The organism is Streptococcus mitis (genome assembly GCF_003942965.1).
GTDB classification, from domain to species: Bacteria; Bacillota; Bacilli; order Lactobacillales; family Streptococcaceae; genus Streptococcus; species Streptococcus mitis_BH.
In genome coordinates this window covers 55,643-79,794 of record NZ_RJOG01000001.1, presented here as the reverse complement: position 1 = coordinate 79,794, position 24,152 = coordinate 55,643, and the positions used below count along the sequence as shown (strand labels likewise).

Here is a 24,152-nt window from a genome sequence, read left to right as displayed (position 1 = left end):
TCAGGAAGAGTAGTTCATAGAAAGGTAGAGAGAATATGGTTTTTCCTAGCGAACAAGAACAGATTGAAAAATTTGAAAAGGATCATGTGGCCCAGCATTATTTTGAGGTTTTGCGTACCCTGATTTCTAAGAAATCGGTCTTTGCCCAGCAGGTTGGACTCAAGGAAGTCGCAAATTATCTGGGTGAGATTTTCAAGCGTGTTGGGGCTGAAGTGGAGATTGATGAGACTTATACGGCGCCCTTTGTCATGGCGCATTTCAAGAGTTCGCGTCCAGATGCCAAGACCTTGATTTTCTATAACCACTATGACACTGTGCCAGCGGATGGGGATCAAGTCTGGACAGAGGATCCTTTTACTCTTTCAGTCCGCAATGGTTTTATATATGGGCGTGGGGTTGACGACGATAAGGGGCATATCACGGCTCGTTTGAGTGCTTTGAGAAAATACATGCAGCACCATGATGATCTGCCTGTCAATATCAGTTTTATCATGGAGGGAGCGGAGGAATCAGCTTCGACAGACCTAGATAAGTATCTGGAAAAACATGCGGACAAACTCCGTGGTGCAGATTTGTTAGTTTGGGAACAAGGGACCAAGAATGCCTTGGAGCAGTTAGAAATTTCTGGTGGAAATAAGGGGATTGTGACCTTTGATGCCAAGGTAAAAAGTGCGGATGTGGATATCCACTCTAGTTATGGAGGAGTTGTGGAATCAGCTCCTTGGTACCTCCTTCAAGCCCTACAGTCCCTTCGTGCCGCAGATGGCCGTATCTTGGTTGAAGGTTTGTACGAAGAAGTACAAGAGCCGAATGAACGAGAATTAGCCTTGGTGGATGCCTATGCTCAACGCAATCCTGGGGAAATCAGCCAGATTTATGGCTTGGAATTGCCTCTCTTACAAGAGGACCGTGTAGCCTTTCTAAAACGTTTCTTTTTTGAGCCAGCTCTTAATATCGAAGGGATTCAGTCAGGTTATCAAGGACAAGGAGTCAAAACGATTTTACCAGCAGAAGCTAGTGCTAAGCTAGAGGTTCGTTTGGTTCCTGGCCTAGAATCGCATGATGTTCTGGAAAAAATTCGGAAACAGCTAGACAAAAATGGCTTTGATAAGGTAGAATTATACTATACCTTGGGAGAGATGAGCTATCGAAGCGATATGAGCGCACCAGCCATTCTCAATGTGATCGAGTTGGCCAAGAAATTCTATCCACAGGGCGTTTCAGTCTTGCCGACTACAGCTGGGACAGGGCCTATGCATACGGTCTTTGATGCCCTAGAGGTGCCAATGGTGGCCTTCGGTCTAGGAAATGCCAATAGTCGAGACCACGGTGGAGATGAAAATGTGCGAATCGCCGATTATTACACCCATATTGAATTAGTAGAGGAGCTGATTAGAAGCTATGAGTAGAGATATTATCAAGTTAGATCAGATCGATGTGACTTTTCATCAAAAGAAGAGAACCATCACAGCGGTCAAGGATGTGACCATTCACATCCAAGAAGGGGATATCTACGGAATCGTTGGATATTCTGGAGCAGGGAAATCAACCCTTGTACGGGTGATTAATCTCTTGCAAAAGCCATCTGCAGGCAAAATTACCATTGACGACGATGTGATTTTTGATGGCAAGGTGACCTTGACGGCAGAGCGGTTACGTCGTAAACGTCAAGATATCGGGATGATTTTCCAGCATTTTAACCTGATGAGTCAGAAGACTGCGGAGGAGAATGTAGCCTTTGCCCTTAAACATTCTGGACTTAGCAAGGAAGAAAAGAAGGCTAAAGTAGCTAAGTTGTTGGACTTGGTTGGCTTGGCGGACCGTGCTGAAAACTACCCTTCACAACTATCTGGAGGGCAAAAACAGCGTGTAGCCATTGCGCGTGCCTTGGCAAATGATCCAAAAATCTTGATTTCAGACGAGTCAACTTCTGCCCTTGACCCTAAGACAACCAAGCAGATTTTGGCCTTGTTGCAAGATTTGAACCAAAAATTAGGCTTGACTGTTGTCTTGATTACGCATGAAATGCAGATTGTCAAAGACATCGCCAATCGTGTGGCAGTTATGCAGGACGGGTATTTGATTGAGGAGGGTAGTGTCCTTGAAATCTTCTCAGACCCTAAACAAGCTTTGACTCAAGACTTTATCTCAACAGCAACAGGAATTGATGAAGCTATGGTCAAGATTGAGAAGCAAGAAATCGTGCAACACCTGTCTGAAAACAGTCTATTGGTGCAACTCAAGTATGCAGGTGCTTCAACAGACGAGCCACTTTTGAATGAATTGTACAAGCGTTACCAAGTAACGGCTAATATCCTCTATGGAAATATCGAAATCCTCGATGGCACTCCTGTTGGAGAGTTAGTTGTGGTCTTGTCAGGTGAAAAAGCAGCGCTAGCGGGTGCCCAAGAAGCCATTCGTCAAGCAGGCGTACAGCTAAAAGTATTGAAGGGAGGACAGTAAGATGGAATCATTGATTCAAACCTATTTGCCAAATGTCTATAAGATGGGCTGGGCTGGTCAGGCAGGCTGGGGAACAGCCATCTACCTAACCCTCTATATGACAGTTCTTTCCTTCATCATCGGAGGGTTCTTAGGGCTAGTTGCTGGTCTCTTCCTTGTCTTGACAGCACCAGGTGGTGTCTTGGAAAATAAAATCGTTTTCTGGATTTTGGATAAAATCACTTCTATTTTCCGTGCGGTTCCATTTATCATTCTCTTGGCAGTCTTGTCACCCTTCTCTCATCTAATCGTAGGAACAAGCATTGGTCCAAATGCGGCTATCGTACCGCTATCTTTTGCAGTCTTTGCCTTCTTTGCCCGTCAAGTACAGGTGGTATTGGCTGAGCTAGATGGTGGTGTCATTGAGGCGGCTCAAGCTAGCGGAGCGACCTTCTGGGACATCGTGGGAGTTTACCTATCCGAAGGTCTTCCAGATTTGATCCGTGTGACGACTGTGACCTTGATTTCCCTTGTTGGGGAAACAGCTATGGCGGGGGCAGTTGGAGCTGGTGGTATCGGTAACGTAGCCATCGCTTATGGATTTAACCGCTACAATCACGATGTGACCATCTTGGCAACCATCATTATCATTTTGATTATCTTTGCAATCCAATTCTTGGGAGATTTCTTGACCAAGAAATTGAGCCATAAATAAAAAAGAGCCGTGTGGCTCTTTTTTAGTAATCAGATTTTCTGTGCCAATTTTTTACTCAATGCTTGTCCAATCAAGGCACCCACTAGGGCTCCGATGACAATACTTGCGATAAATAGAAGGATGGTTCCAGGGTTTGGCACAACCATGATACGGTCGATATATTCTTGGGATTTTCCTCTTGCTAGAAGGGTTGCCATATAGGCTTTGGGCGCAATCCACATGATTAGAATTGGTCCTGATGTGCTAAAGGCAAAGAGTATGAAAGAAAGGAAATTCTTAGTTTGGTCCTTGTATTTTCCGAGGTTAGCTACTGCATCTGCTAGCAGGCCACAGATAATTCCAGGAAGGAAGGCACCGGCACCGTGTTTAGTTCCCAAGAAAAAGAGGGCGATGACAAGGCCGATAGTGGTAATGGCTCCAAAGCGCGGAACTTTTGCGACTAGGATCATATAGACGCTACCGCCGACAAGGGCAGTAAAGGCAGGCGCATAAAACATGTTTCCAGCTTGGTCAAAGAGATTGCCCAAAAGGACACCAATCCCCATGCAGAGGAAGTAAAGAACTGCAAAAAGAAGTGTAGTTAAGATAGATTTCTTCATGAATTGTCTCCTGATAATTTTTTCACAATTCTCATTTTACCATGGTTTGGTGGGATTGTAAATGAATACTAGAAGTTTTTGAAAACGCTTGAAATATGATATAATAGTTTCATAGTTATTTTTAGGGGGATATCATGGGGAGATTTTTAGACTTTGTCTTTAATCGTTTCTTTTTAGGGATGATTGCGACAGCCTTCTTTTGGTTATTAACTTTAGCAGGAGGGATTATCCTTGGTCTAGCGCCGGCTAGTGCTACCTTGATGAGCCTATATGCAGAACATGGTTATAGTTTTCGGGAATACAGTTTGAAGGAGGCGTGGTCTCTTTATAAGCAAAATTTCGTCTCAAGCAACCTGATTTTCTATAGCTTTTTAGGGGTGGATCTAGTTTTGGTCTATGGCCTGTATCTCTTGGTGCAATTGCCTCATCAGACTATTATTCATTTGATTGCGACCTTTTTGAATGTCCTAGTAGTTGTCCTGATCTTTTTGGCCTATACAGTGTCTTTGAAATTACAAGTTTATTTTGATTTGTCCTATCGAAATAGTCTCAAACTATCCTTGATTGGCATCTTTATGAGTCTATCAGCTGTGGCCAAGGTTCTCCTTGGGACAGTGCTACTTGTGGCAATTGGTTACTATATGCCTGCCCTACTTTTCTTTGTAGGAATTGGGATGTGGCATTTCTTTATTAGTGATATGTTGGAACCGGTCTATGAAAGTATCCATGAAAAATTGGCGACAAGATAGAATGAAGCAGTTTTGGCTACATACGCTTCTAAGAACCTACAGTTCAGTTATGATGATTATTATTGCGAGTTTTGCAATCTTACTCTCTTACGCTGACTGGGATTCACGGGAAAAGGAAGCTCAAAGAGTAGCCCAACGTGTAACCACTCGAACAGTCGATGAGGTGGAGTATTATTATCGGGAGTCAGCCCAACTGGCGCAAGATTTAGTAGCCAATCAAGAACGGATACAAGGGATTTATAAGTACTTTAGCTTGTCAACTTCTGAGTATTTTTATTGGCTGTTGGAGCATCAAGCAGCTTCGTCAACTTCTATTTCTCTGTATGAAAACATTGATGATCTTTATGTCCAAAATGACTCTATAACGGGTGTTGCAATCGTCTTGCAGGATTTTAAAGAAGTTTATGTGTCAACAAGGGATAAAAGAAGTGGTCATATCTTGCCTGCTGAGGCCTTTAAACCAGAGGTCAATAGTTTTGGAATTCCAGTTCTGGACCCAGCAACGGATCAATCTATAGGAGTGATTTACATCTCCTTGGATCCAGAAGTTTTATATCATGCTATTGACAATACCCGAGGTCATATTCCGATGGCTGTTACTGTGACATCACCATTTGATACGGAGATTTTTCATATTGGTGAGAGGGTCAATAGGGAACATGAGAACTGGTTTGTTGGTATGACTTCTCATGGATATCAGGTTCAGGTGGCAGTTCCTAAAAACTTTGTTTTACAAGGAACAGTGGCTAGCTCTGCTTTGATTGTGGGCTTGAGCATGCTCTTTATTGTTATTCTCTATCTGACTTTGAGGCAGACCTTTGCCAATTATCAAAAGCAGGTAGTGGATTTGGTGGATTCCATCCAAGCTATTGCCCAAGGACAAGAAGGTCTTCGCATTGATACGCTTGAAAAGGATCAGGAATTGCTCCTAATCGCAGAGACCACCAATGATATGTTGGATCGCTTGGAAAAGAATATCCATGATATTTATCAGTTAGAGCTTAGTCAAAAAGATGCCAATATGCGGGCCTTGCAGGCGCAAATCAATCCTCATTTTATGTATAATACGCTAGAGTTTTTGCGTATGTACGCAGTCATGCAAAGTCAAGATGAGCTGGCAGATATTATTTATGAGTTCAGTAGTCTCTTGCGTAATAATATTTCTGACGAAAGAGAAACTCTTCTCAAACAGGAATTAGAATTTTGTCGGAAGTATAGCTATCTCTGCATGGTTCGCTATCCCAAGTCCATTGCCTATGGTTTCAAGATAGATCCAGAGTTAGAGAATATGAAGATTCCTAAGTTTACCTTGCAACCGCTGGTAGAAAATTATTTCGCGCATGGTGTTGACCACAGACGGACAGATAATGTGATTAGCATCAAGGCTCTTAAACAGGATGGTTTTGTAGAAATTTTGGTGGTCGATAATGGCCGTGGAATGTCGACTGAAAAGCTGGTCGATATCCGAGAAAAGTTAAGTCAGAGACATTTTGAACACCAAGCCAGTTACAGTGAACAAAAGCAGTCTATCGGGATTGTCAATGTCCATGAGCGTTTTGTGCTCTATTTTGGGGATCGCTATGCTATTACTATAGAGTCTGCAGAGCAAGCAGGTGTTCAGTATCGTATTACAATTCAAGATGAGTAGAAAGGGAGAAAATGTATAAAGTATTATTAGTAGATGATGAGTACATGGTGACAGAAGGTCTGAAACGTTTGATTCCCTTTGATAAGTGGGATATGGAGGTCGTCGCAACAGCCAGTCATGCCGATGAAGCCCTCGAATATGTGCAGGAAAATCCCGTCGATGTCATCATTTCAGATGTCAATATGCCCGACAAAACAGGGCTTGATATGATTCGGGAAATGAAAGAGATTTTACCAGATGCTGCCTATATCCTGCTCTCAGGTTATCAGGAGTTTGATTATGTAAAAAGAGCTATGAACCTTAGTGTGGTGGACTATCTGGTTAAGCCTGTTGATAAGGTAGAGCTAGGAAATCTGCTGGAGAAGATTGCAGGTCAGCTTGGAGAGAGAAGAAAGAAAAGTCAGACTCTCAGTCAAGATTTAGACGAGGCTGGATTTGTTAGTTATCTAGGAGGTAAGGAGAATTGGTGGATAGGTCTATCCAAGGAAAAACAAGGCTCTTTCACCATTCCCTACTATGTATTGGGTCAAGACTGGCAGATTTTCATTTCTGACCAACCCCTAGATGGGTTAGTTGTTACACCTTTTGAAGCTCCCTATCAAGAACACTTTGAACACTGGAAGCTGAATGCTGAGAAAGCCCTCTTTTACGGTTCTGTAAATCTAAAACAGTCTCAGAGTCTCTTTGCCTACTACGAACCGATTTATAGGGTTATCATTCAGGGGAATCTCAATCAAATCGTTGAAGAGTTGAACCTTTTGGAGAAGGTGGTTCTTGAAAATACGCCGCGTGTTCCGATTACCAAACAGCTTTTTATCCAGTTTGTCATGGATGTCTTCCACTTGTTTGAACACCTCAAAGCTGATGATATGACGGATATTGTCAAAACCATTCATGCTATTCAAACCTTCGATGAATTGGTTCCTTATATCAAGGAAACTCTGACCCGATTCTTTGGGCAATATCGGATGAATGAAAATGTGGTTAGTGTGCTAGAAGTCATTGGGCGTGATTATCAGAAAGAACTTTCCCTCAAGGATATCAGTAAGGATCTCTTTATCAATCCTGTCTATCTGGGGCAGTTGATTAAGCGAGAAACCAATTCGACCTTCGCAGAGCTTTTAAACAAACAACGCATTAAGGCTGCCCAACAACTTTTGCTTTCAACTAGTGACAGCATCGAAGATATTTGTTATGCTGTTGGTTACAGTAATGTTGGATATTTCTATAAAGTTTTCCGAAAATTATGCGGAAAATCGCCAAAAGCCTACCGAAAACAGGTAGAAACGACACTATAATATTTGTATTCCTTTACAAAAGGTGCTATAATATCAATAATAATATCAGGAGGTTCTATCATGAAAAAGAAACCAATCTATCTATGGGTATTACTGATTTTTTCAGCCTTACTCTCAGCAATGTCACTATTTGGAATCATATCTCCAGTACCTACTGCGGAGGGTATGAACAATCTAGAAACATCAGCATCAGGTGTTAATGCTACTTATGCTAAGGAGCTCGTTGCTTACACCATTAAGGTATCGGAGAATGGTCATTCTATCTTCAGCATTCTCTTGGTTGTCTTATCTGTTATTCTGGTGGTTGTATCTTTGGTTTTCCTTGTTCGTAAAAACATCCAATTGGCTAACTACACTTATCTTGCTTATGTTTTCGTTGCCATCGTTGGTTCTATCTACAACTTTATCGGCGTTCAGGATGCGGTTTCACTTTTTACAGACCCTAACATCCGTATGGGAGCGGAGCTTGGTGCCAAAGGTTCTGCTATTTTTGGGATCGTACTCAATGTTATCTTCCTAGCAATCGTCTTCTACAAGATGTGGCGTCAGCAAAAAGCCTTGGCAGAAGAAGAGGAAACAGAAGAACTTGCCTAAGTATTGACAAAAAATAACTATCAAGATACAATCTTGGTAGTTATTTTTCGATTATAGATAAAATCATGGAGGTAAATATGAAGACAATTTCTTTAGTTTATATTAGTCTGAGTGGCAATACTGAAAGTTTTGTGACACGCTTGAAAGACTATCTCTTATCCCAGTACGAGGGGATTGAGGTTCAAAAGATTCATATCAAGGATTTGGTCAAGGAAGGCCAAGATTTCTATGAAATGGACCATCCCTATGTCGCTTTTTTACCGACCTACCTTGAAGGTGGGAATGGCGTTGATAACGGAGATGTTGAGATATTGACAACGCCAGTGGGAGATTTTATAGCCTATGGTGACAATGCTAGTAAGTGTTTTGGCGTAGTTGGTTCAGGAAATCGTAACTTTAATAACCAATACTGCCTGACAGCCAAGCAATATAGTCAACGTTTTGGCTTCCCTGTATTGGCTGACTTTGAAATGCGAGGTATGCTGGGAGATATCAAACGTGTCGCAGCTATTATCTCAGATTTGTATGATTTGGAAAGTTGAGCTTAGGCTTGACTTTTTTATTATTCCAAGTGGTTTTATCAGCACTCTTACTTTTTATGCTTCAAGAGTTGATTGATATGGTCTACTTTTTTTGATGCTCTTTTATAGGAAATAGTCCAAATGATGAGGTAGACAATCGCAAACTCGATAATGAGCTGGAGGTAGAAAATCCAGTGGAAGGGGAACCAACCTGCTAGGGTTGCTAATGGGATAAAGCCTACTAGCATAAGGAAGAAATGGGTCAGAGTTGCACGGAGCAAGCTCCAGTCACGGCTGAATAATCGTTTACCAAAGTTGAATAGAATACCAATGGCTGCCCAGATCAGTGTGCAGTAGAGCAAGACCAAGGCACCGTGAACCTGATGTTGAGCCATCACTTGTCCGATCAGAGATTCAGGACTCAGTGGTGCGTAGGTATTTGGTGCATAAATGAGTGAAAAGATGATAGAGAGGATGAGGCCGATAAGAACACCAGCAGCTGCGTCGTGGAAGATTTGTTTTTTCATAGTTCTAATTTCTCCTTGATGGTTTTTAGATAACGGCGTGAAGAATAGGTGAAGCTTTCGTTTTTCAAGAAAATTTCTACTAGGCCGTTTGGGGTTAGCTTGAGATGAGAGATGGAGTTGATATTGATGATTTCTGATTGGGAAATTTGGATAAAATTGCTTGGCAGAATTTCAAGGACCTGATAGAGTCGCAAATCAATGTTGTAGGTCTGACTTGCTGTTTCTGCTAGAACCTTACGATTTTCGATATAGAAGCGCTGAATCTTGCCAATCTTAACGAGATAGACCTGATCATCAATCTTTCCTTTGATTGTTTCTTTTTGGTCAAGATTTTCTGCGAACTCGATGACTTTTTGGACTTTATCTGTCGGATGAGGTGCTTGGACAATCAGTTTTTCCTCCTTATAAGTCTCACTAATCTGTAGTTCTACTTTCATAAATTTCTCTCCTTGTTTTTCATACAAAATTGTGATCACTTCTTGTACACCTTTATTAAACACTATTTTACGACACCTGGCAAGGGACTTTGTCTATGTGGAGGGATTTGTATCCTATGTGGTGGAGCTTTTCTGTCCTTTCTGAAATATGGTATAATAGCACTAATCAATTTCTAGGAAAATAGATACAGAAAGGGGCTGAAAGATGTCTCATATTATTGAATTGCCAGAGGTGCTGGCAAACCAGATTGCAGCTGGAGAGGTTATCGAGCGTCCAGCTAGCGTTGTTAAGGAGCTGGTAGAAAATGCCATTGACGCGGGTTCTAGTCAGATTATCATTGAGATTGAGGAAGCAGGTCTCAAGAAGATTCAAATCACAGATAATGGTCATGGAATTGCCCACGATGAGGTGGAATTGGCCTTGCGTCGACATGCGACTAGTAAGATAAAAAATCAAGCAGATCTATTTCGGATTCGGACGCTCGGATTTCGAGGTGAAGCCCTGCCCTCTATCGCTTCTGTCAGTGTCTTGACTCTGTTGACTGCGGTGGATGGTGCGAGTCATGGGACCAAGCTCGTTGCGCGTGGGGGAGAAGTTGAAGAAGTCATCCCAGCGACTAGTCCTGTGGGAACCAAGGTTTGCGTGGAGGATCTCTTTTTCAATACGCCTGCCCGCCTCAAGTATATGAAGAGCCAGCAAGCAGAGTTGTCTCATATCATTGATATTGTTAACCGTCTGGGCTTGGCCCATCCTGAGATTTCTTTTAGTTTGATTAGTGATGGTAAGGAAATGACGCGAACAGCGGGAACAGGTCAATTGCGCCAAGCTATCGCAGGGATTTACGGTTTAGCTAGCGCCAAGAGGATGATTGAAATTGAAAATTCTGACCTTGATTTCGAAATTTCAGGTTTTGTATCCTTGCCTGAGTTGACTCGGGCTAATCGCAACTATATCAGCCTCTTCATCAATGGTCGTTATATCAAGAATTTCCTACTCAATCGTGCTATTTTAGATGGTTATGGCAGCAAGCTTATGGTGGGGCGTTTTCCATTGGCTGTCATTCACATCCATATCGATCCTTATCTAGCGGATGTCAATGTGCATCCGACTAAGCAAGAGGTGCGGATTTCCAAGGAAAAAGAATTGATGGCCTTGGTTTCAGAAGCTATTTCCAACAGTCTCAAGGAACAAACCTTGATACCAGATGCCTTGGAAAATCTTGCCAAATCTACCGTGCGCAATCGTGAGAAGGTGGAGCAGACCATTCTCCCACTCAAAGAAAATACGCTCTACTATGAGAAAACAGAGCCGATAAGACCTAGTCAAGCTGAAGTAGCTGATTATCAGGTAGAATTGACTGATGAAGGACAGGATTTAACTTTATTTGCCAAGGAAACCTTGGATCAGCTGACCAAGCCAGCAAAACTGCATTTTGCAGAGAGAAGGCCTGCTAACTATGACCAATTAGACCATCCAGAGCTAGACTTAGCAAGTCTTGATAAGGCCTATGACAAGCTGGAGCGAGAAGAATCATCAAGCTTCCCAGAATTGGAATTTTTCGGACAGATGCATGGGACCTATCTCTTTGCCCAGGGGAGAGATGGGCTTTACATCATAGACCAACATGCGGCTCAGGAACGGGTCAAGTACGAGGAGTACCGTGAAAGCATTGGCAATGTTGATCAGAGCCAGCAGCAACTCCTAGTGCCCTATATCTTTGAATTTCCAGCGGATGATGCCCTTCGTCTCAAGGAAAGAATGCCTCTTTTAGAGGAAGTGGGAGTCTTTCTAGCAGAGTACGGGGAAAATCAATTCATCCTACGTGAACATCCTATTTGGATGGCAGAAGAAGAGATTGAGTCAGGCATCTATGAAATGTGTGATATGCTACTCTTGACCAAGGAAGTTTCTATCAAGAAATACCGAGCAGAACTGGCTATCATGATGTCCTGCAAGCGGTCAATCAAGGCCAATCATCGTATTGATGATTATTCAGCTAGACAACTCCTCTATCAGCTCTCTCAATGTGACAATCCCTATAACTGTCCCCACGGCCGTCCTGTTTTGGTGCATTTTACCAAATCGGATATGGAAAAGATGTTCCGTCGCATTCAGGAAAATCACACCAGTCTCCGTGAGTTAGGGAAATATTAAACTAAAAGGAAAACTATGTACGAATATTTAAAAGGAATCATTACCAAAATTACTGCTAAATACATTGTTCTTGAAACCAATGGTATCGGTTATATCCTACATGTGGCCAACCCCTATGCCTACTCAGGTCAGGTTAATCAGGAGGCTCAAATTTATGTGCATCAAGTTGTGCGTGAGGATGCTCATCTGCTTTATGGATTTCGCTCAGAAGACGAGAAAAAGCTCTTTCTTAGTCTAATTTCGGTATCTGGGATTGGTCCTGTATCAGCTCTTGCTATTATCGCTGCTGATGACAATGCTGGCTTGGTTCAAGCCATTGAAACCAAGAACATCACCTACTTAACTAAGTTCCCTAAAATTGGCAAGAAAACAGCCCAACAGATGGTGTTGGACTTGGAAGGTAAGGTAGTAGTTGCAGGAGATGATCTTCCTGCCAAAGTGGCAGTGCAAGCTAGCGCTGAAAACCAAGAATTGGAAGAAGCTATGGAGGCCATGTTGGCTCTGGGCTACAAGGCAACCGAGCTCAAGAAAATCAAGAAATTCTTTGAAGGAACGACAGATACAGCTGAGAACTATATCAAGTCGGCCCTTAAAATGTTGGTCAAATAGGAGTAGAGCATGACAAAACGTTGTTCGTGGGTCAAAGTGACCAATCCGCTCTACATCGCCTATCATGATGAAGAGTGGGGGCAGCCCCTCCATGATGACCAAGCCTTGTTTGAGTTGCTGTGTATGGAAACCTATCAGGCAGGCTTGTCTTGGGAAACGGTGCTCAACAAACGTCAAGCTTTCCGAGAAGCATTTCATGGCTATCAAATTCAAGCAGTCGCAGAGATGACCGATACTGAATTGGAAGCCTTGCTGGAGAATCCATCCATCATTCGAAATAGAGCCAAGATTTTTGCTACACGCACTAACGCCCAAGCCTTTTTACGACTACAGGAAGACTATGGCTCTTTTGATGCCTATCTTTGGTCCTTTGTTGAGGGGAAAACGATCGTTAACGATGTTCCCGATTACCGCCAAGCCCCAGCTAAAACCCCCTTATCTGAGAAATTAGCCAAAGATCTCAAAAAACGAGGCTTCAAGTTCACAGGCCCAGTCGCCGTCTTGTCTTTTCTACAGGCTGCAGGCCTGGTTGATGACCATGAGAACGATTGTGAGTGGAAAAGCGGTCATTAGTGTGTACAGGTAACTCGCATATCTGAGAATAGAATATAGAAAAAAGCTGAGAAACTTTTCCCAGCTTTTTATATATACTATTAGATTTGTTAGAGTGAAGTCAAAAAAGTGATTCCACCTAAAATAACACCAGCTGAATTTGGAATGATTAGTATCCAATCCTTCTTAGGTTCCTTTGTCCATCCATAAATAACCCAGATTAAGCAAGATATAGCAGCTGATAAAGGTTGAAATGGTTGAGCTTTATTTCCCTGTAAATTAGCGATAATTTGAGGTATGTAGGCAATAAATACTATAATTCCAATAAAGGCACCAATAGAACCTACGATTCGATTAATTTTTTGTTTTGTCATATACACCTCCTTCAAAAGGATAACATAGAAATTAGCGAAATGCAATAAATTCAGATACAAATTGTAACGAAAACGAATACAAAAGCACAAAAATAGAGAAACTATTTATTTTTTGTTATAGTCAAAGCGAATGACTTGCTCCTGTGCATCTACATGGGCATGGACGCCAAAGGGGACAATTGCTCTTGGAGTTGCGTGGCCAACATTTAGATTATAGAGAATCGGGATATTGCTGTCAATAATATCCAATAGTGCCTCTTTATAGTCGCCATAGAAAGTTTCATCCATAGGTTTTCCGACCAGGAGTCCACTGATGACCGCGAATATGCCAGTGTCCTTTAAAGTCCGCAACATCTTTTTGAAGTCTTCCGGCTCAGGCTTTTCTTCGCTTGTTTCTAGCAAGAGGATTTTTCCTTCCCAGTCTGACAAGTCAGGGAAAAGTCTGTATTTTTGGCAGAGCTCCGTGCTGTCTGCGTATCGAGAGTTGTCAAAGATATCGTAGAGGGATTCGAGGCAACCACCGAGGATTTCCCCCTCGAACTGGGTATTTCCTTGCAATAATTCAAAACCGGTATTTGCATGACTGACACGAGGTGTCCCCAGAGCCTTGGGAGTAAAATCAGTTCGTTCCTCATACCAAACATTGCTAGGGCGGATTTCTGAGATTCTTCCCGTCTCAATCAATTCTTTAAAGTAGTGAAGGCTATAGGCTAGCATTTCTTTGTCCAATTCACAAATGTCTGCTAAGAAGGATTGACCATAAAAAGTCTTGATTCCTAGTTTGTGTAACATGAGATGGTTCATGGTTGTATCCGAGAAGCCAAGAAAAATTTTTTGTTTGATAACCTTTTGTAGTTGGTCATTTTCAAAAAGATAAGGTAGTAAGCGATAGGTATCGTCTCCACCGATGGCGCATAGGATCATGTCGATGCTATCATCAGAAAAGGCATGAATCAAATCCTCTGCACGAGCTTCAGGATGGTCCTTGATAAAGTCTAATCCTTTTAGCGAATGAGGCAAAAAGGTAGGATTGAGTCCCAGGTTCTTGAGACGTTGGACACCCAAGTCCACTTCGTGTTTGACAAAGTCCTCTCCGATAATGCCACTAGATAAACTAACAACACCAATAGTAGAAACCATATTTCTTCCTCCTAGAAATTGATTGAGCCTATTTTATCATAAAAGATGGGAGAAAACTATAGGGAAAAGGGTAGAGGGAAGCTTGTAGGCAAGCAAGTGAAAAAGCAACCGCTGGTGCAGTTGCTTTTCGTTTTCTAATCAGTAATCTCGCTAGATATGAGTTACTTGGTCAACTCTTGATTATAGGAGAGAGCCAAATCAATCCAGTAAGGCAATTCTTTTTGGCCTTCTATATCTAAGTCTATATACCCATGATAAAGGCGCCCCCTCATCAATGTAGTATGAGCTCCTGTTCGGGGTAGAACTTGCTTCTCCATTTCCTTGCCAATTCTGACCATAACCAGTTCATCCTTTCTGGAACTGACAGTAAGGACCATTTTACCACGAATCATAAAGGCCAGGCCACCAAACAGCTTCTTTTCTTCTAGCTCTTCTTCGAAAATTTGGGGAGGAAGTTTGAGCGCTAGAATTTTTCGAATCTGCTGAGCTAAAGATTGACTATATGCCATAGCTCTTTCCTTTTCTTAGTAACGTGTTGGTCCTGCACTTGCGCTGCGGATGTTCAAGCGTTTCTTGAGATAAAAGCGAAGGGCTAGGAGGGATGCTCCGATAATAGCTAGTGGTAATGGAGCAAGTACTGGGTTAAGGTTAGCTGGTAGGAAGCTTGTTGCAAAGAAGACAAGCAACCAAAGAAACATAGAAGCTAGGATAACCAGTACAGATTTCCAGAAAGGTGGGCGTTGACTGCGATCCATATCTGGTCCATAGTATTGGTAAACAAAGTAGTACATCAAGTAGAAGGCAAATCCACCAACAAGTCCAACTAGCAGGAGAGTGACAAGTCCATAGCCGAAAGCCTGATCTGCTGAGAAGAAGGTTGTGAGGGCGCTGACGAGGGCAAAGAGGCTAGTGATGAAAAGGGCTGAGTCCATAATCATGAGCTTTGGATCATCATTTTCTTTTGGATGCTCTTTTTCATATTGTTCCTTGACAGTGAAACTATGAGCCCAATGGGTCGGTGCGCCGTAGAGGGAACGAGCAGTCGTACCCTTGGCTTGCCCTTCAAGAATTTGGGGAATAACTTCCTCAAAAATAGCCTTAATTTCAGCGTCTGTTTTTCCATCTTTGATGAATTGTTGGGTAGCAATGTGGACAAACTCTTGGTTTTTCTTAGTTAATTTTTGTAGATCAATCTGAGACATAGGAACTCCTCTTAGAACCATTTTTTATGGATGAGATAGAGAGTGAGCGAGACACTCATAGCAAAGGCAATAAAGACGATTAACCAGAAGGCATTTGGCTCGCCGTTTAGGGGGATTTCATTATCTTTAAAGTTCATCCCGTAGGCAGAAAAGACCATGGTTGGGATGGACATGACGATGGTCACAAGGGCCAAGGTTTTCATGATGTTGTTCTGGTTATTGGAAATGATAGAGGCGAAGGTCTCTGTCATAGAATGCAAGACGTTTCCATAAATGTCTGCCATCTCGATGGCCTGTTGGGTTTCAATCAGGGTGTCTTCAAGCAGGTCTTCGTCCTCAAGGTATTTCTTGATATTGCTGGTTGAGCTGGTCAATTTCTTAATCACACGTTCATTTGTTTTGAGGGAAGCCTTGAAATAGACGATGGTTTTTTCCAATTCCATGAGCTCAATCAATTCTTCATTACGAGTTGATTGATGCAGTTGACTTTCGATTTGCTCACTCTTACGGTCTATTGAACGAAGGGCTGTTAGGTAAAGCTCTGCATTGCGATAGAGAATCTGGAAGATGAAACGCGAACGCATGAAAGTGTAGAAATTACGCAATCGACGGTTAATAAAGACATCGAGGACAGGTAATGGTTCCAAACAAGTAGTAATAATGGTTTCCTCTGTGATGATAATACCAAGCGGGATGGTTACGTAGTAGGTGCGATTATTTCTCTCTTCTGTGACCGGCACGTCTACGATAATCAGGGTGTACTCGTCTTCAATCGTAATACGAGACATTTCTTCCGCATCGAGCGGTGCTCGAAGGTCGGCAATATCGATATCGAAGGCGTTAGCGATTTCGAGTGATTCATTTTGAGTCGGATTGACGAGATTGATCCAAGTACCCGGTTCAAGCGTATCGATCTCTTTAAATTCAGTTGTTGTAGAGAGAAAAACTTGTTTCATATCCCTTATCCTTTCTCATTTTTCAGATTTTTTCACACCGTACTATTATACTACAAAATTGGCCTTTTGGGTAATAGAATCTCACTTTTTTTGGTATAATGGTAAGCAATAATGGACTAGAAAGAACAAAGATGCAAGATAAAATTGTCATTCATGGGGCGCGTGCCCATAATTTGAAAAATATTGATGTGGAGATTCCACGAGACAAGCTGGTTGTCGTGACTGGTTTGTCAGGGTCTGGGAAATCCAGTCTGGCCTTTGATACCCTCTATGCTGAGGGACAACGTCGCTATGTAGAGAGTTTGTCAGCCTACGCTCGTCAATTCTTGGGAAATATGGAGAAGCCTGATGTGGATGCTATTGATGGTCTTAGCCCAGCTATTTCCATCGACCAGAAAACGACTAGTAAAAACCCTCGCTCGACGGTGGGAACAACGACTGAAATCAATGACTATCTGCGTCTCCTCTACGCTCGTGTGGGGACGCCTTACTGTATCAACGGGCATGGAGCCATCAAGGCTTCTTCTGTGGAGCAAATTGTGGATAAGGTTTTGGAATTGCCAGAACGCCAGCGTCTGCAAATCTTAGCTCCGGTCATCCGCAAGAAAAAAGGGCAACATAAGAGTGTTATTGAGAAGATTCAGAAAGATGGTTACGTCCGTGTCCGTGTGGATGGGGAAGTCTATGATGTGACCGAAGTGCCAGAGTTGTCCAAGAGCAAGCAACACAATATCGATGTCGTGGTTGACCGTATTGTCATCAAGGAGGGTATCCGTAGTCGTCTCTTTGATTCCATTGAGGCAGCCCTTCGTATCGCAGAAGGTTATGTCATTATCGACACGATGGACGATTCGGAGTTGCTCTTCTCTGAGCATTATGCCTGTCCAGTTTGTGGTTTTACTGTTCCAGAGTTAGAGCCTCGACTCTTCTCCTTTAATGCTCCTTTTGGTTCTTGTAGTGAGTGTGATGGTTTGGGTATTAAGCTGGAGGTGGATACTGATTTGGTAGTGCCAGATGCCAGCAAAACCTTACGTGAGGGAGCCTTGGCACCTTGGAATCCTATCTCATCCAACTACTATCCAAACATGCTAGAGCAGGCCATGACGGCATTTGGAGTGGATATGGATAAGCCTTTTGAGGACTTGTCAGAAGAGGATAAGAACTTGATTCTCTATGGGTCTAATGGCAAGGAATTCCATTTCCACTATGAGAATGAATTTGGTGGTGTGCGCGATATCGACATTCCGTTTGAGGGAGTTGTCAATAATATCAAACGTCGCTACCACGAGACTAACAGTGATTACACCCGCACCCAGATGCGCCTTTACATGAATGAGTTGACCTGCGGAACCTGTCATGGCTATCGTCTCAATGACCAAGCCTTGTCTGTCCGTGTGGGTGGTGAGCAAGGGCCACACATCGGAGAAATTTCAGACCTGTCTATCGCAGACCACTTGGACTTGGTAAGCCAGTTGACTCTATCTGAAAATGAAGCCATCATTGCTCGCCCAATCCTCAAGGAAATCAAGGATCGCTTGACCTTCCTCAATAACGTGGGACTCAACTATCTGACTCTGTCACGTTCGGCAGGAACCCTTTCAGGTGGTGAAAGTCAGCGTATTCGCTTGGCAACCCAGATTGGTTCCAACCTATCAGGTGTCCTCTATATTTTGGATGAGCCGTCAATCGGTCTCCACCAGAGGGACAATGACCGCCTGATTGCCAGTCTGAAAAAGATGCGTGACTTGGGCAATACCCTTATCGTGGTGGAACACGACGAAGATACCATGCGTGAGGCTGATTATCTAATTGATGTTGGTCCCGGTGCCGGTGTTTTTGGTGGGGAGATTGTTGCTGCAGGTACGCCCAAACAGGTGGCTCGCAACAGCAAGTCTATCACAGGCCAGTACTTGTCAGGCAAACGTGCCATTCCAGTGCCAGAAGAGCGCCGTGTGGGAAATGGTCGCTTTATCGAAGTGATAGGAGCGCGTGAGAATAACTTGCAAAATATCACTGCTCGTTTCCCGCTAGGAAAATTCATCGCGGTGACAGGGGTATCAGGTTCAGGGAAATCGACCTTAATCAACAGCATCCTCAAAAAAGCCATTGCCCAGAAGCTCAACCGTAATTCAGACAAGCCTGGTAAATTTAAGACTATTACAGGGATTGAGCATGTAGACCGATTGATTGACATTGACCAGAGCCCTATCGGACGAACGCCAAGGTCTAACCCTGCTACCTATACGGGAGTCTTTGATGATATACGTGACCTCTTTGCTCAAACAAATGAAGCCAAGATTCGAGGCTACAAGAAGGGGCGTTTCAGTTTCAACGTCAAGGGTGGTCGTTGTGAAGCCTGCTCAGGTGATGGGATTATCAAGATTGAGATGCACTTCTTGCCAGATGTTTATGTAGCTTGTGAGGTCTGCCACGGAACCCGCTACAACAGTGAAACCCTAGAAGTTCACTACAAGGAAAAAAATATCTCGCAGGTCTTGGACATGACTGTCAACGATGCGGTGGAATTCTTCCAACACATTCCAAAGATTCAACGCAAACTTCAGACCATTAAGGATGTAGGGCTAGGCTATGTGACGCTAGGGCAACCTGCTACCACCCTTTCTGGGGGAGAAGCCCAGCGTATGAAGCTGGCTAGTGAACTCCACAAACGATCGACAGGAAAATCTTTCTACATTCTGGATGAGCCGACGACAGGGCTGCATACAGAGGATATCGCTCGCTTGCTTAAAGTCTTGGCTCGCTTTGTTGACGATGGCAATACAGTCCTCGTGATTGAGCACAATTTAGACGTTATCAAGACAGCAGACCATATTATTGACTTGGGACCTGAAGGTGGTGTAGGTGGTGGAACCATCATCGCAACAGGAACTCCAGAAGAAGTAGCGGCCAACGAAGCCAGCTACACAGGACACTATTTGAAAGGAAAGTTACATCATGAATAAACGCGTACAAGCATTTCTCGCTAAAATGCAAGAAAAAGAACTAGATGGCATCATCATTAATAATCTCAAAAACGTCTATTACCTGACTGGTTTTTGGGGCTCAAACGGAACAGTCTTCATCAGCCGTGACCGTCAGGTCTTGGTGACAGACTCTCGCTATATCATCGCAGCTAAGCAAGAAACCACTGGTTTTGAGATTGTGGCTGATCGCGATGAATTGGCTGTCATTGCAGATATTGTCAAGGATATGGGCTTGTCTCGAATCGGTTTTGAGGACGAGATTTCGGTCTCTTATTATCACCGTATGCAGGCAACCTTTGAAGGAGTTGACTTGCTTCCACAAACTCAGTTTGTTGAAGGTCTTCGTATGATTAAGGATGAAGCGGAGATTGCAGCTATTCGCAAGGCTTGTTCTATCTCAGACCAAGCTTTCCGCGATGCGCTTGACTTTATTAAGCCAGGAAAGACTGAAATTGAGATTGCCAACTTCCTTGACTTCCGCATGCGTGAGTTGGGAGCATCTGGCTTGTCTTTTGACACTATTCTAGCTAGTGGGATCAACTCTTCCAAACCTCATGCCCATCCTATGCACAAACCAGTGGAGCTGGGAGAAGCCATCACTATGGACTTCGGTTGCCTTTATGACCACTATGTCAGCGATATGACCCGGACAATCTACTTGGGGCATGTTAGCGACGAGCAGGCAGAGATTTACAATACGGTTTTGAAAGCCAACCAAGCCCTTATTGACCAAGCCAAGGCAGGATTAGGTTTCCGTGACTTTGACAAAATTCCTCGTGATATTATCATCGAAGCAGGCTATGGCGACTACTTTACCCACGGTATCGGACACGGTATTGGACTGGATATTCATGAAGAGCCTTACTTTAGCCAAACTTCTACTGAAACTATTAAGGCAGGTATGGCCTTGACCGATGAACCAGGTATCTATATTGAAGGCAAATATGGCGTTCGTATCGAGGATGATATTCTGATTACAGAGACAGGTTGTGAATTATTGACTCTTGCTCCAAAAGAGTTGATAGTTATTTAAGAGTCAAACAACTCAAATGGTTGACTTTTAAATTTTAAAGGTTTATACTGAAAAACGAAAACGGTAGGTGAGGCTACCATAGGGATACGGATGACTACCGCAAAGCAGTGGAGACACTACTCGTTGGTCAACAGTCCTGGTCGCGAAGGCCAAGACTAAGCTCATTTCATTGCCCTATGGAGTTAAAGCTTGAACGAAAAACAGATAATTAGTTTTTTAATCCTGCCATTTTATGGTGGGATTTTCTACTGTTTAAAACAAAGAAAGGAGATAGACGATGCAAATTGACGATCATCCGGAACCGCACATACACAGCCAATCGCTGATTTGTGTCGTTCTGCCCTTATAAAGTGATTGGTCTCTGTGTATGAAATACATCATTCATGCAGATAGGAGAAACCAATGAAAACTACAAAAGAAAGATTAGCAACAGCTACTCAAGTCCCTTTAGACGAGAGTCTAACTTTTTATCATACCAGTTTAAACGGTTTGACTGAGGAGCAGGTGGAGAAAAATCGTGACCTATATGGCGAAAATACCATCACAAAGGGTCAAGAAGACAGTATCCTCAAAAAGATTTACGAATCCATTATCAATCCTTTTACGATCATCTTACTGGTCATCGCCGTGATTTCCTTGGTGACCAATGTCTGGTTGGCAAAACCAGGTCAAGAGGATCCGACGACTTCTATTATCATCGTTGTCCTAGTCCTCATTTCTGGTGGTATACGCTTTGTCCAAGAACTCCGTAGTGATAAGGCTGCGACCAATCTATCAAAAATGATTGTCAACACAGCGACTGTCATTCGTCAAGGAGAAATCCAAGAAGTACCTATCGATGATTTGGTAGTGGGTGACGTGGTTAAATTAAGCGCTGGAGACATGATTCCAGCAGATCTTCTTTTATTTGAGTCGCGCGATTTCTTTGTCCAACAGTCGGGCTTGACAGGTGAAAGTGAATCGGTTGAAAAATTGGCCTTGACCAAGGCAACAGTTCAACAACCTGATAGTCTTCTCGAAGCCGAATCCTTGGCTTTTATGGGAACCAATGTCTTATCTGGTAGCGCCAAGGCCGTGGTTTTGGCGGTTGGTGATGATACTATGATGGGGGCCATTGAGCAGACTCTGAACACCTATGATGAGCCTACTTCGTTTGAGCGGGAGATGAATAGTATCTCTTGGCTCTTGATCCGTTTGATGTTGGTCATGGTGCCCATCGTTTTCTTGTCCAATGGTTTAACAGATGGCGACTGGCTGGAAGCTGGCGTATTTGCCTTGAGTGTTGGTGTTGGATTGACACCTGAGATGCTTCCTATGATCATCACGGCCAGTCTAGCAAAAGGTTCTATTATCATGGCTAAGGAAAAAGTGGTTATCAAGAAACTCAATGCCATACAGGACTTAGGGGCGATTGATATCTTGTGTACAGATAAGACAGGAACTCTAACCCAAGACGAAATCGTTCTAGAATATCCCTTGGACATCCACGGACGCTTGGATTTGACGGTCTTGAGACGTGCCTATCTCAATTCCTACTTTCAAACGGGCTTGAAAAATTTGATGGACAGAGCCATCATCAAACGGACTGAAAAGGAAGCAAAAGAACACGCCCTCTTGCAAAATCTGGCTCAAACTTTTCAAAAAATAGATGAATTGCCCTTTGATTTTGAACGCAGACGGATGAGTGTCATCGTTAAGGATGAACACGAAGTTGTTAGTTTGGTAACCAAGGGTGCCCTAGAGGAAATGTTGATGATTTCCAGTCATGCGGAATACCAAGGAGTGATTACTCCCTTGACAGATGTTATTAGAGAAGAAATTTTAGCAGAAGTCAGACAACTCAATCAACAAGGTTTGCGTGTCTTGGGAGTGGCCTATAAGTCAGGTTTGAGGGAAGGTCATGCCTATACAGTTGATGATGAAGGGGATATGATTCTAACTGGTTATTTAGCCTTTCTAGATCCACCAAAACCATCTGCAGCACCAGCAATTAAGGCTCTGTTAGAACATGGGGTTCAAACAAAGATTTTGACGGGAGACAACGAAAAGGTTACCCAAGCAGTCTGTGAAAAGGTTGGTTTAGATATCAATCAGATGCTGTTGGGATCTGAAATTGATCAGATGAGCGATCAAGAATTGGCTCAAGCCGTAGAGGAGGTAACCGTCTTCGCCAAACTTTCTCCTGACCAAAAAGCACGGATTATTTTGCAATTTAAGGCTAATGGTCATGCTGTCGGCTATATGGGAGATGGAATCAATGATGCCCCTTCTATGAAAGTAGCAGATGTGGGGATTTCTGTTGATACAGCAGTAGATATTGCCAAAGAAACAGCTGATGTTATCCTACTTGATAAGGATCTCATGGTGCTTGAAAAAGGACTGGTTGAAGGGCGTAAGGTCTATGCTAATATGACCAAATATATCAAAATGACAGTGAGTTCTAATTTTGGGAATATCTTATCCCTATTGGTCTCTGGAATCTTTTTACCATTTTTACCAATGGCACCAGTTCATTTGATTATCCTAAATCTAGTCTATGATTTATCTTGTATTGCCTTGCCTTTTGACAAGGTGGATAAAGATTTTTTGAGAAATCCGCATACATGGGAGGCCAAGTCCATCACACGTTTCATGGTTTGGATGGGGCCTATCTCTTCTGCCTTTGATATTTTGACCTTTATTTTGCTCTATTTTATCATTGTACCCATGACGACAGGTCATGCCTATGTTCATGGAGCAGAGTCGGCCGTAGGCTTTATTGTCTTGTTCCAGACAGGCTGGTTTATCGAGTCCATGTGGTCACAGACCATGGTTATTCATATGCTGCGTTCAGCCAAAATTCCCTTTTTACAAAGTCGTCCGGCTTGGCTAGTCCTTGTGACAACCTTATTGGCTGCAGCCTTTGTGACCTTCCTTCCCTACAGTCCACTCGCAATCCTACTTCATCTAACTCCTTTAAAACCGATTTATTTCATCTTTTTACTTTTCATCATTATTTTGTATATGATTAGTGTGACAATTGTGAAAAAAATTTATATCAAGAAATATAAAGAATGGCTGTAAATTTCATTTTGTCAAGAAAAAAGTACGAAAATGATGAAAAAAGTCAAAAAAATTTAAAAATAGGTCGCAAGTCGGATGTTTTTTATGGTATAATAGACTAAACTGATAGTAACATGTAGCGAAAGGGGTAGGTACATGATTAAAATTTATACAGTCTCAAGTTGTACTAGCTGTAAAAAAGCAAAAACCTGGCTCAATGCCCACCAGTTAAGTTATAAAGAACAAAACCTTGGTAAAGAAGGAATTACGAGAGAAGAATTACTGGATATTCTAACCAAAACAGATAACGGAATAGCCAGCATCGTTTCATCTAAAAATCGCTATGCCAAAGCCCTTGGAGTGGATATTGAAGATTTGAGCGTCAATGAAGTCCTCAATCTGATTATGGAAACGCCGAGAATTTTAAAGAGCCCAATCCTTGTAGATGAAAAACGCCTGCAAGTTGGCTATAAGGAAGACGATATTCGTGCCTTCCTACCACGCTCTGTCCGTAATGTAGAAAATGCAGAAGCACGTTTGCGTGCAGCTCTATAAACATCAAGGCTGGGAGCAAT

At 42.8% G+C, this 24,152-nt stretch carries 23 protein-coding genes and 1 riboswitch; of the genes, 15 read left to right on the top strand and 8 right to left on the bottom strand.

Annotated elements, in window-relative coordinates; genetic code table 11:
- Positions 1-35 precede the first annotated feature (35 nt).
- From D8837_RS00450 to D8837_RS00440, 3 genes are read left to right on the top strand one after another with little or no spacing between them, the layout of a single operon-like run.
- Entirely contained in the window at positions 36-1,409 is a 1,374-nt protein-coding gene (locus tag D8837_RS00450; RefSeq protein WP_125455844.1) for a M20 family metallopeptidase, read from the top strand.
- Positions 1,402-2,463, top strand: a complete 1,062-nt coding sequence (locus tag D8837_RS00445) for a methionine ABC transporter ATP-binding protein (protein WP_125455843.1) — start codon at positions 1,402-1,404, stop codon at positions 2,461-2,463. The genes D8837_RS00450 and D8837_RS00445 overlap by 8 nt, the downstream gene beginning before the upstream one ends.
- A gap of 1 nt (position 2,464) precedes the next feature.
- Positions 2,465-3,157: a methionine ABC transporter permease gene (locus D8837_RS00440; RefSeq protein ID WP_125455842.1), complete on the top strand. Its 693-nt coding sequence runs from the start codon at positions 2,465-2,467 to the stop codon at positions 3,155-3,157.
- Positions 3,158-3,186: 29 nt separating this feature from the next.
- Here D8837_RS00440 and D8837_RS00435 read toward each other — a convergent pair whose 3' ends face one another.
- A complete protein-coding gene (locus D8837_RS00435) occupies positions 3,187-3,756 on the bottom strand; it encodes an MptD family putative ECF transporter S component (RefSeq protein WP_084862730.1) in 570 nt (189 codons plus the stop codon).
- A gap of 134 nt (positions 3,757-3,890) precedes the next feature.
- Between D8837_RS00435 and D8837_RS00430 the strand changes: the two genes are divergently transcribed.
- The 5 genes from D8837_RS00430 to nrdI all read left to right on the top strand — a co-directional run bounded on the left by D8837_RS00430 (position 3,891) and on the right by nrdI (position 8,587).
- Entirely contained in the window at positions 3,891-4,505 is a 615-nt protein-coding gene (locus tag D8837_RS00430) for a YesL family protein (protein WP_125455841.1), read from the top strand.
- Positions 4,483-6,153 carry a sensor histidine kinase gene (locus tag D8837_RS00425; protein WP_312023202.1) on the top strand — a complete coding sequence of 557 codons (1,671 nt, stop codon included), beginning with the start codon at positions 4,483-4,485 and terminating at the stop codon, positions 6,151-6,153. The genes D8837_RS00430 and D8837_RS00425 overlap by 23 nt, the downstream gene beginning before the upstream one ends.
- A gap of 11 nt (positions 6,154-6,164) precedes the next feature.
- Complete coding sequence (locus D8837_RS00420; protein WP_125455839.1) at positions 6,165-7,451, top strand: response regulator transcription factor; 1,287 nt, start codon at positions 6,165-6,167, stop codon at positions 7,449-7,451.
- Positions 7,452-7,511: 60 nt separating this feature from the next.
- Positions 7,512-8,045 (top strand): ABC transporter permease, encoded by a 534-nt coding sequence (locus tag D8837_RS00415; protein ID WP_125455838.1) that lies wholly within the window; start codon positions 7,512-7,514, stop codon positions 8,043-8,045.
- 77 nt (positions 8,046-8,122) lie between these two features.
- Positions 8,123-8,587, top strand: a complete 465-nt coding sequence (nrdI, locus tag D8837_RS00410; RefSeq protein WP_045605171.1) for a class Ib ribonucleoside-diphosphate reductase assembly flavoprotein NrdI — start codon at positions 8,123-8,125, stop codon at positions 8,585-8,587.
- A 47-nt stretch (positions 8,588-8,634) separates the two neighbouring features.
- Here the strand turns inward: nrdI and D8837_RS00405 are convergent, their stop codons facing one another.
- Together D8837_RS00405 and D8837_RS00400 are read right to left on the bottom strand one after the other, a co-directional pair.
- Positions 8,635-9,093 carry a DUF3021 domain-containing protein gene (locus D8837_RS00405; RefSeq protein WP_125455837.1) on the bottom strand — a complete coding sequence of 153 codons (459 nt, stop codon included), beginning with the start codon at positions 9,091-9,093 and terminating at the stop codon, positions 8,635-8,637.
- Complete coding sequence (locus D8837_RS00400) at positions 9,090-9,530, bottom strand: LytTR family DNA-binding domain-containing protein (RefSeq protein ID WP_125455836.1); 441 nt, start codon at positions 9,528-9,530, stop codon at positions 9,090-9,092. The genes D8837_RS00405 and D8837_RS00400 overlap by 4 nt, the downstream gene beginning before the upstream one ends.
- A gap of 205 nt (positions 9,531-9,735) precedes the next feature.
- On the opposite strand from D8837_RS00400, the gene mutL reads away from it, so the two are divergent.
- The 3 genes from mutL to D8837_RS00380 are packed head-to-tail and all read left to right on the top strand — an operon-like array spanning position 9,736 to position 12,867.
- Positions 9,736-11,685, top strand: coding sequence for a DNA mismatch repair endonuclease MutL (mutL, locus tag D8837_RS00390; RefSeq protein ID WP_125455835.1), 1,950 nt, complete (start codon positions 9,736-9,738; stop codon positions 11,683-11,685).
- Positions 11,686-11,700: 15 nt separating this feature from the next.
- A complete protein-coding gene (ruvA, locus tag D8837_RS00385) occupies positions 11,701-12,294 on the top strand; it encodes a Holliday junction branch migration protein RuvA (protein ID WP_000273417.1) in 594 nt (197 codons plus the stop codon).
- A 9-nt stretch (positions 12,295-12,303) separates the two neighbouring features.
- Positions 12,304-12,867, top strand: a complete 564-nt coding sequence (locus D8837_RS00380) for a DNA-3-methyladenine glycosylase I (RefSeq protein WP_125455834.1) — start codon at positions 12,304-12,306, stop codon at positions 12,865-12,867.
- A gap of 89 nt (positions 12,868-12,956) precedes the next feature.
- Here the strand turns inward: D8837_RS00380 and D8837_RS00375 are convergent, their stop codons facing one another.
- From D8837_RS00375 to D8837_RS00355, 5 genes are all read right to left on the bottom strand, one after another.
- Complete coding sequence (locus D8837_RS00375; RefSeq protein WP_000166114.1) at positions 12,957-13,220, bottom strand: SemiSWEET family transporter; 264 nt, start codon at positions 13,218-13,220, stop codon at positions 12,957-12,959.
- A gap of 105 nt (positions 13,221-13,325) precedes the next feature.
- On the bottom strand, positions 13,326-14,360 hold the full coding sequence (locus tag D8837_RS00370) for a S66 family peptidase (protein WP_125455833.1): 1,035 nt from the start codon (positions 14,358-14,360) through the stop codon (positions 13,326-13,328).
- A gap of 161 nt (positions 14,361-14,521) precedes the next feature.
- Positions 14,522-14,869: a hypothetical protein gene (locus D8837_RS00365; RefSeq protein WP_000331824.1), complete on the bottom strand. Its 348-nt coding sequence runs from the start codon at positions 14,867-14,869 to the stop codon at positions 14,522-14,524.
- Positions 14,870-14,884: 15 nt separating this feature from the next.
- Complete coding sequence (locus tag D8837_RS00360; protein ID WP_125455832.1) at positions 14,885-15,562, bottom strand: DUF1129 domain-containing protein; 678 nt, start codon at positions 15,560-15,562, stop codon at positions 14,885-14,887.
- An 11-nt stretch (positions 15,563-15,573) separates the two neighbouring features.
- The gene (locus tag D8837_RS00355) at positions 15,574-16,518 is read right to left on the bottom strand and encodes a magnesium transporter CorA family protein (protein ID WP_000815623.1); all 945 of its coding nucleotides are present in this window, start codon (positions 16,516-16,518) and stop codon (positions 15,574-15,576) included.
- Positions 16,519-16,649: 131 nt separating this feature from the next.
- Between D8837_RS00355 and uvrA the strand changes: the two genes are divergently transcribed.
- The 4 genes from uvrA (at position 16,650) to spx (ending at position 24,132) form a co-directional block, all read left to right on the top strand.
- Positions 16,650-19,481: an excinuclease ABC subunit UvrA gene (gene uvrA / locus D8837_RS00350; protein ID WP_125455831.1), complete on the top strand. Its 2,832-nt coding sequence runs from the start codon at positions 16,650-16,652 to the stop codon at positions 19,479-19,481.
- Positions 19,474-20,535: a M24 family metallopeptidase gene (locus tag D8837_RS00345; protein ID WP_125455830.1), complete on the top strand. Its 1,062-nt coding sequence runs from the start codon at positions 19,474-19,476 to the stop codon at positions 20,533-20,535. Before uvrA ends, D8837_RS00345 begins: the two co-directional genes overlap by 8 nt.
- A gap of 57 nt (positions 20,536-20,592) precedes the next feature.
- Positions 20,593-20,743: riboswitch (M-box (ykoK) riboswitch) on the top strand.
- A gap of 194 nt (positions 20,744-20,937) precedes the next feature.
- A complete protein-coding gene (mgtA, locus tag D8837_RS00340) occupies positions 20,938-23,598 on the top strand; it encodes a magnesium-translocating P-type ATPase (protein WP_125455829.1) in 2,661 nt (886 codons plus the stop codon).
- Between the two features lie 135 nt (positions 23,599-23,733).
- Entirely contained in the window at positions 23,734-24,132 is a 399-nt protein-coding gene (gene spx / locus D8837_RS00330) for a transcriptional regulator Spx (protein ID WP_000591165.1), read from the top strand.
- Positions 24,133-24,152: the final 20 nt, after the last annotated feature.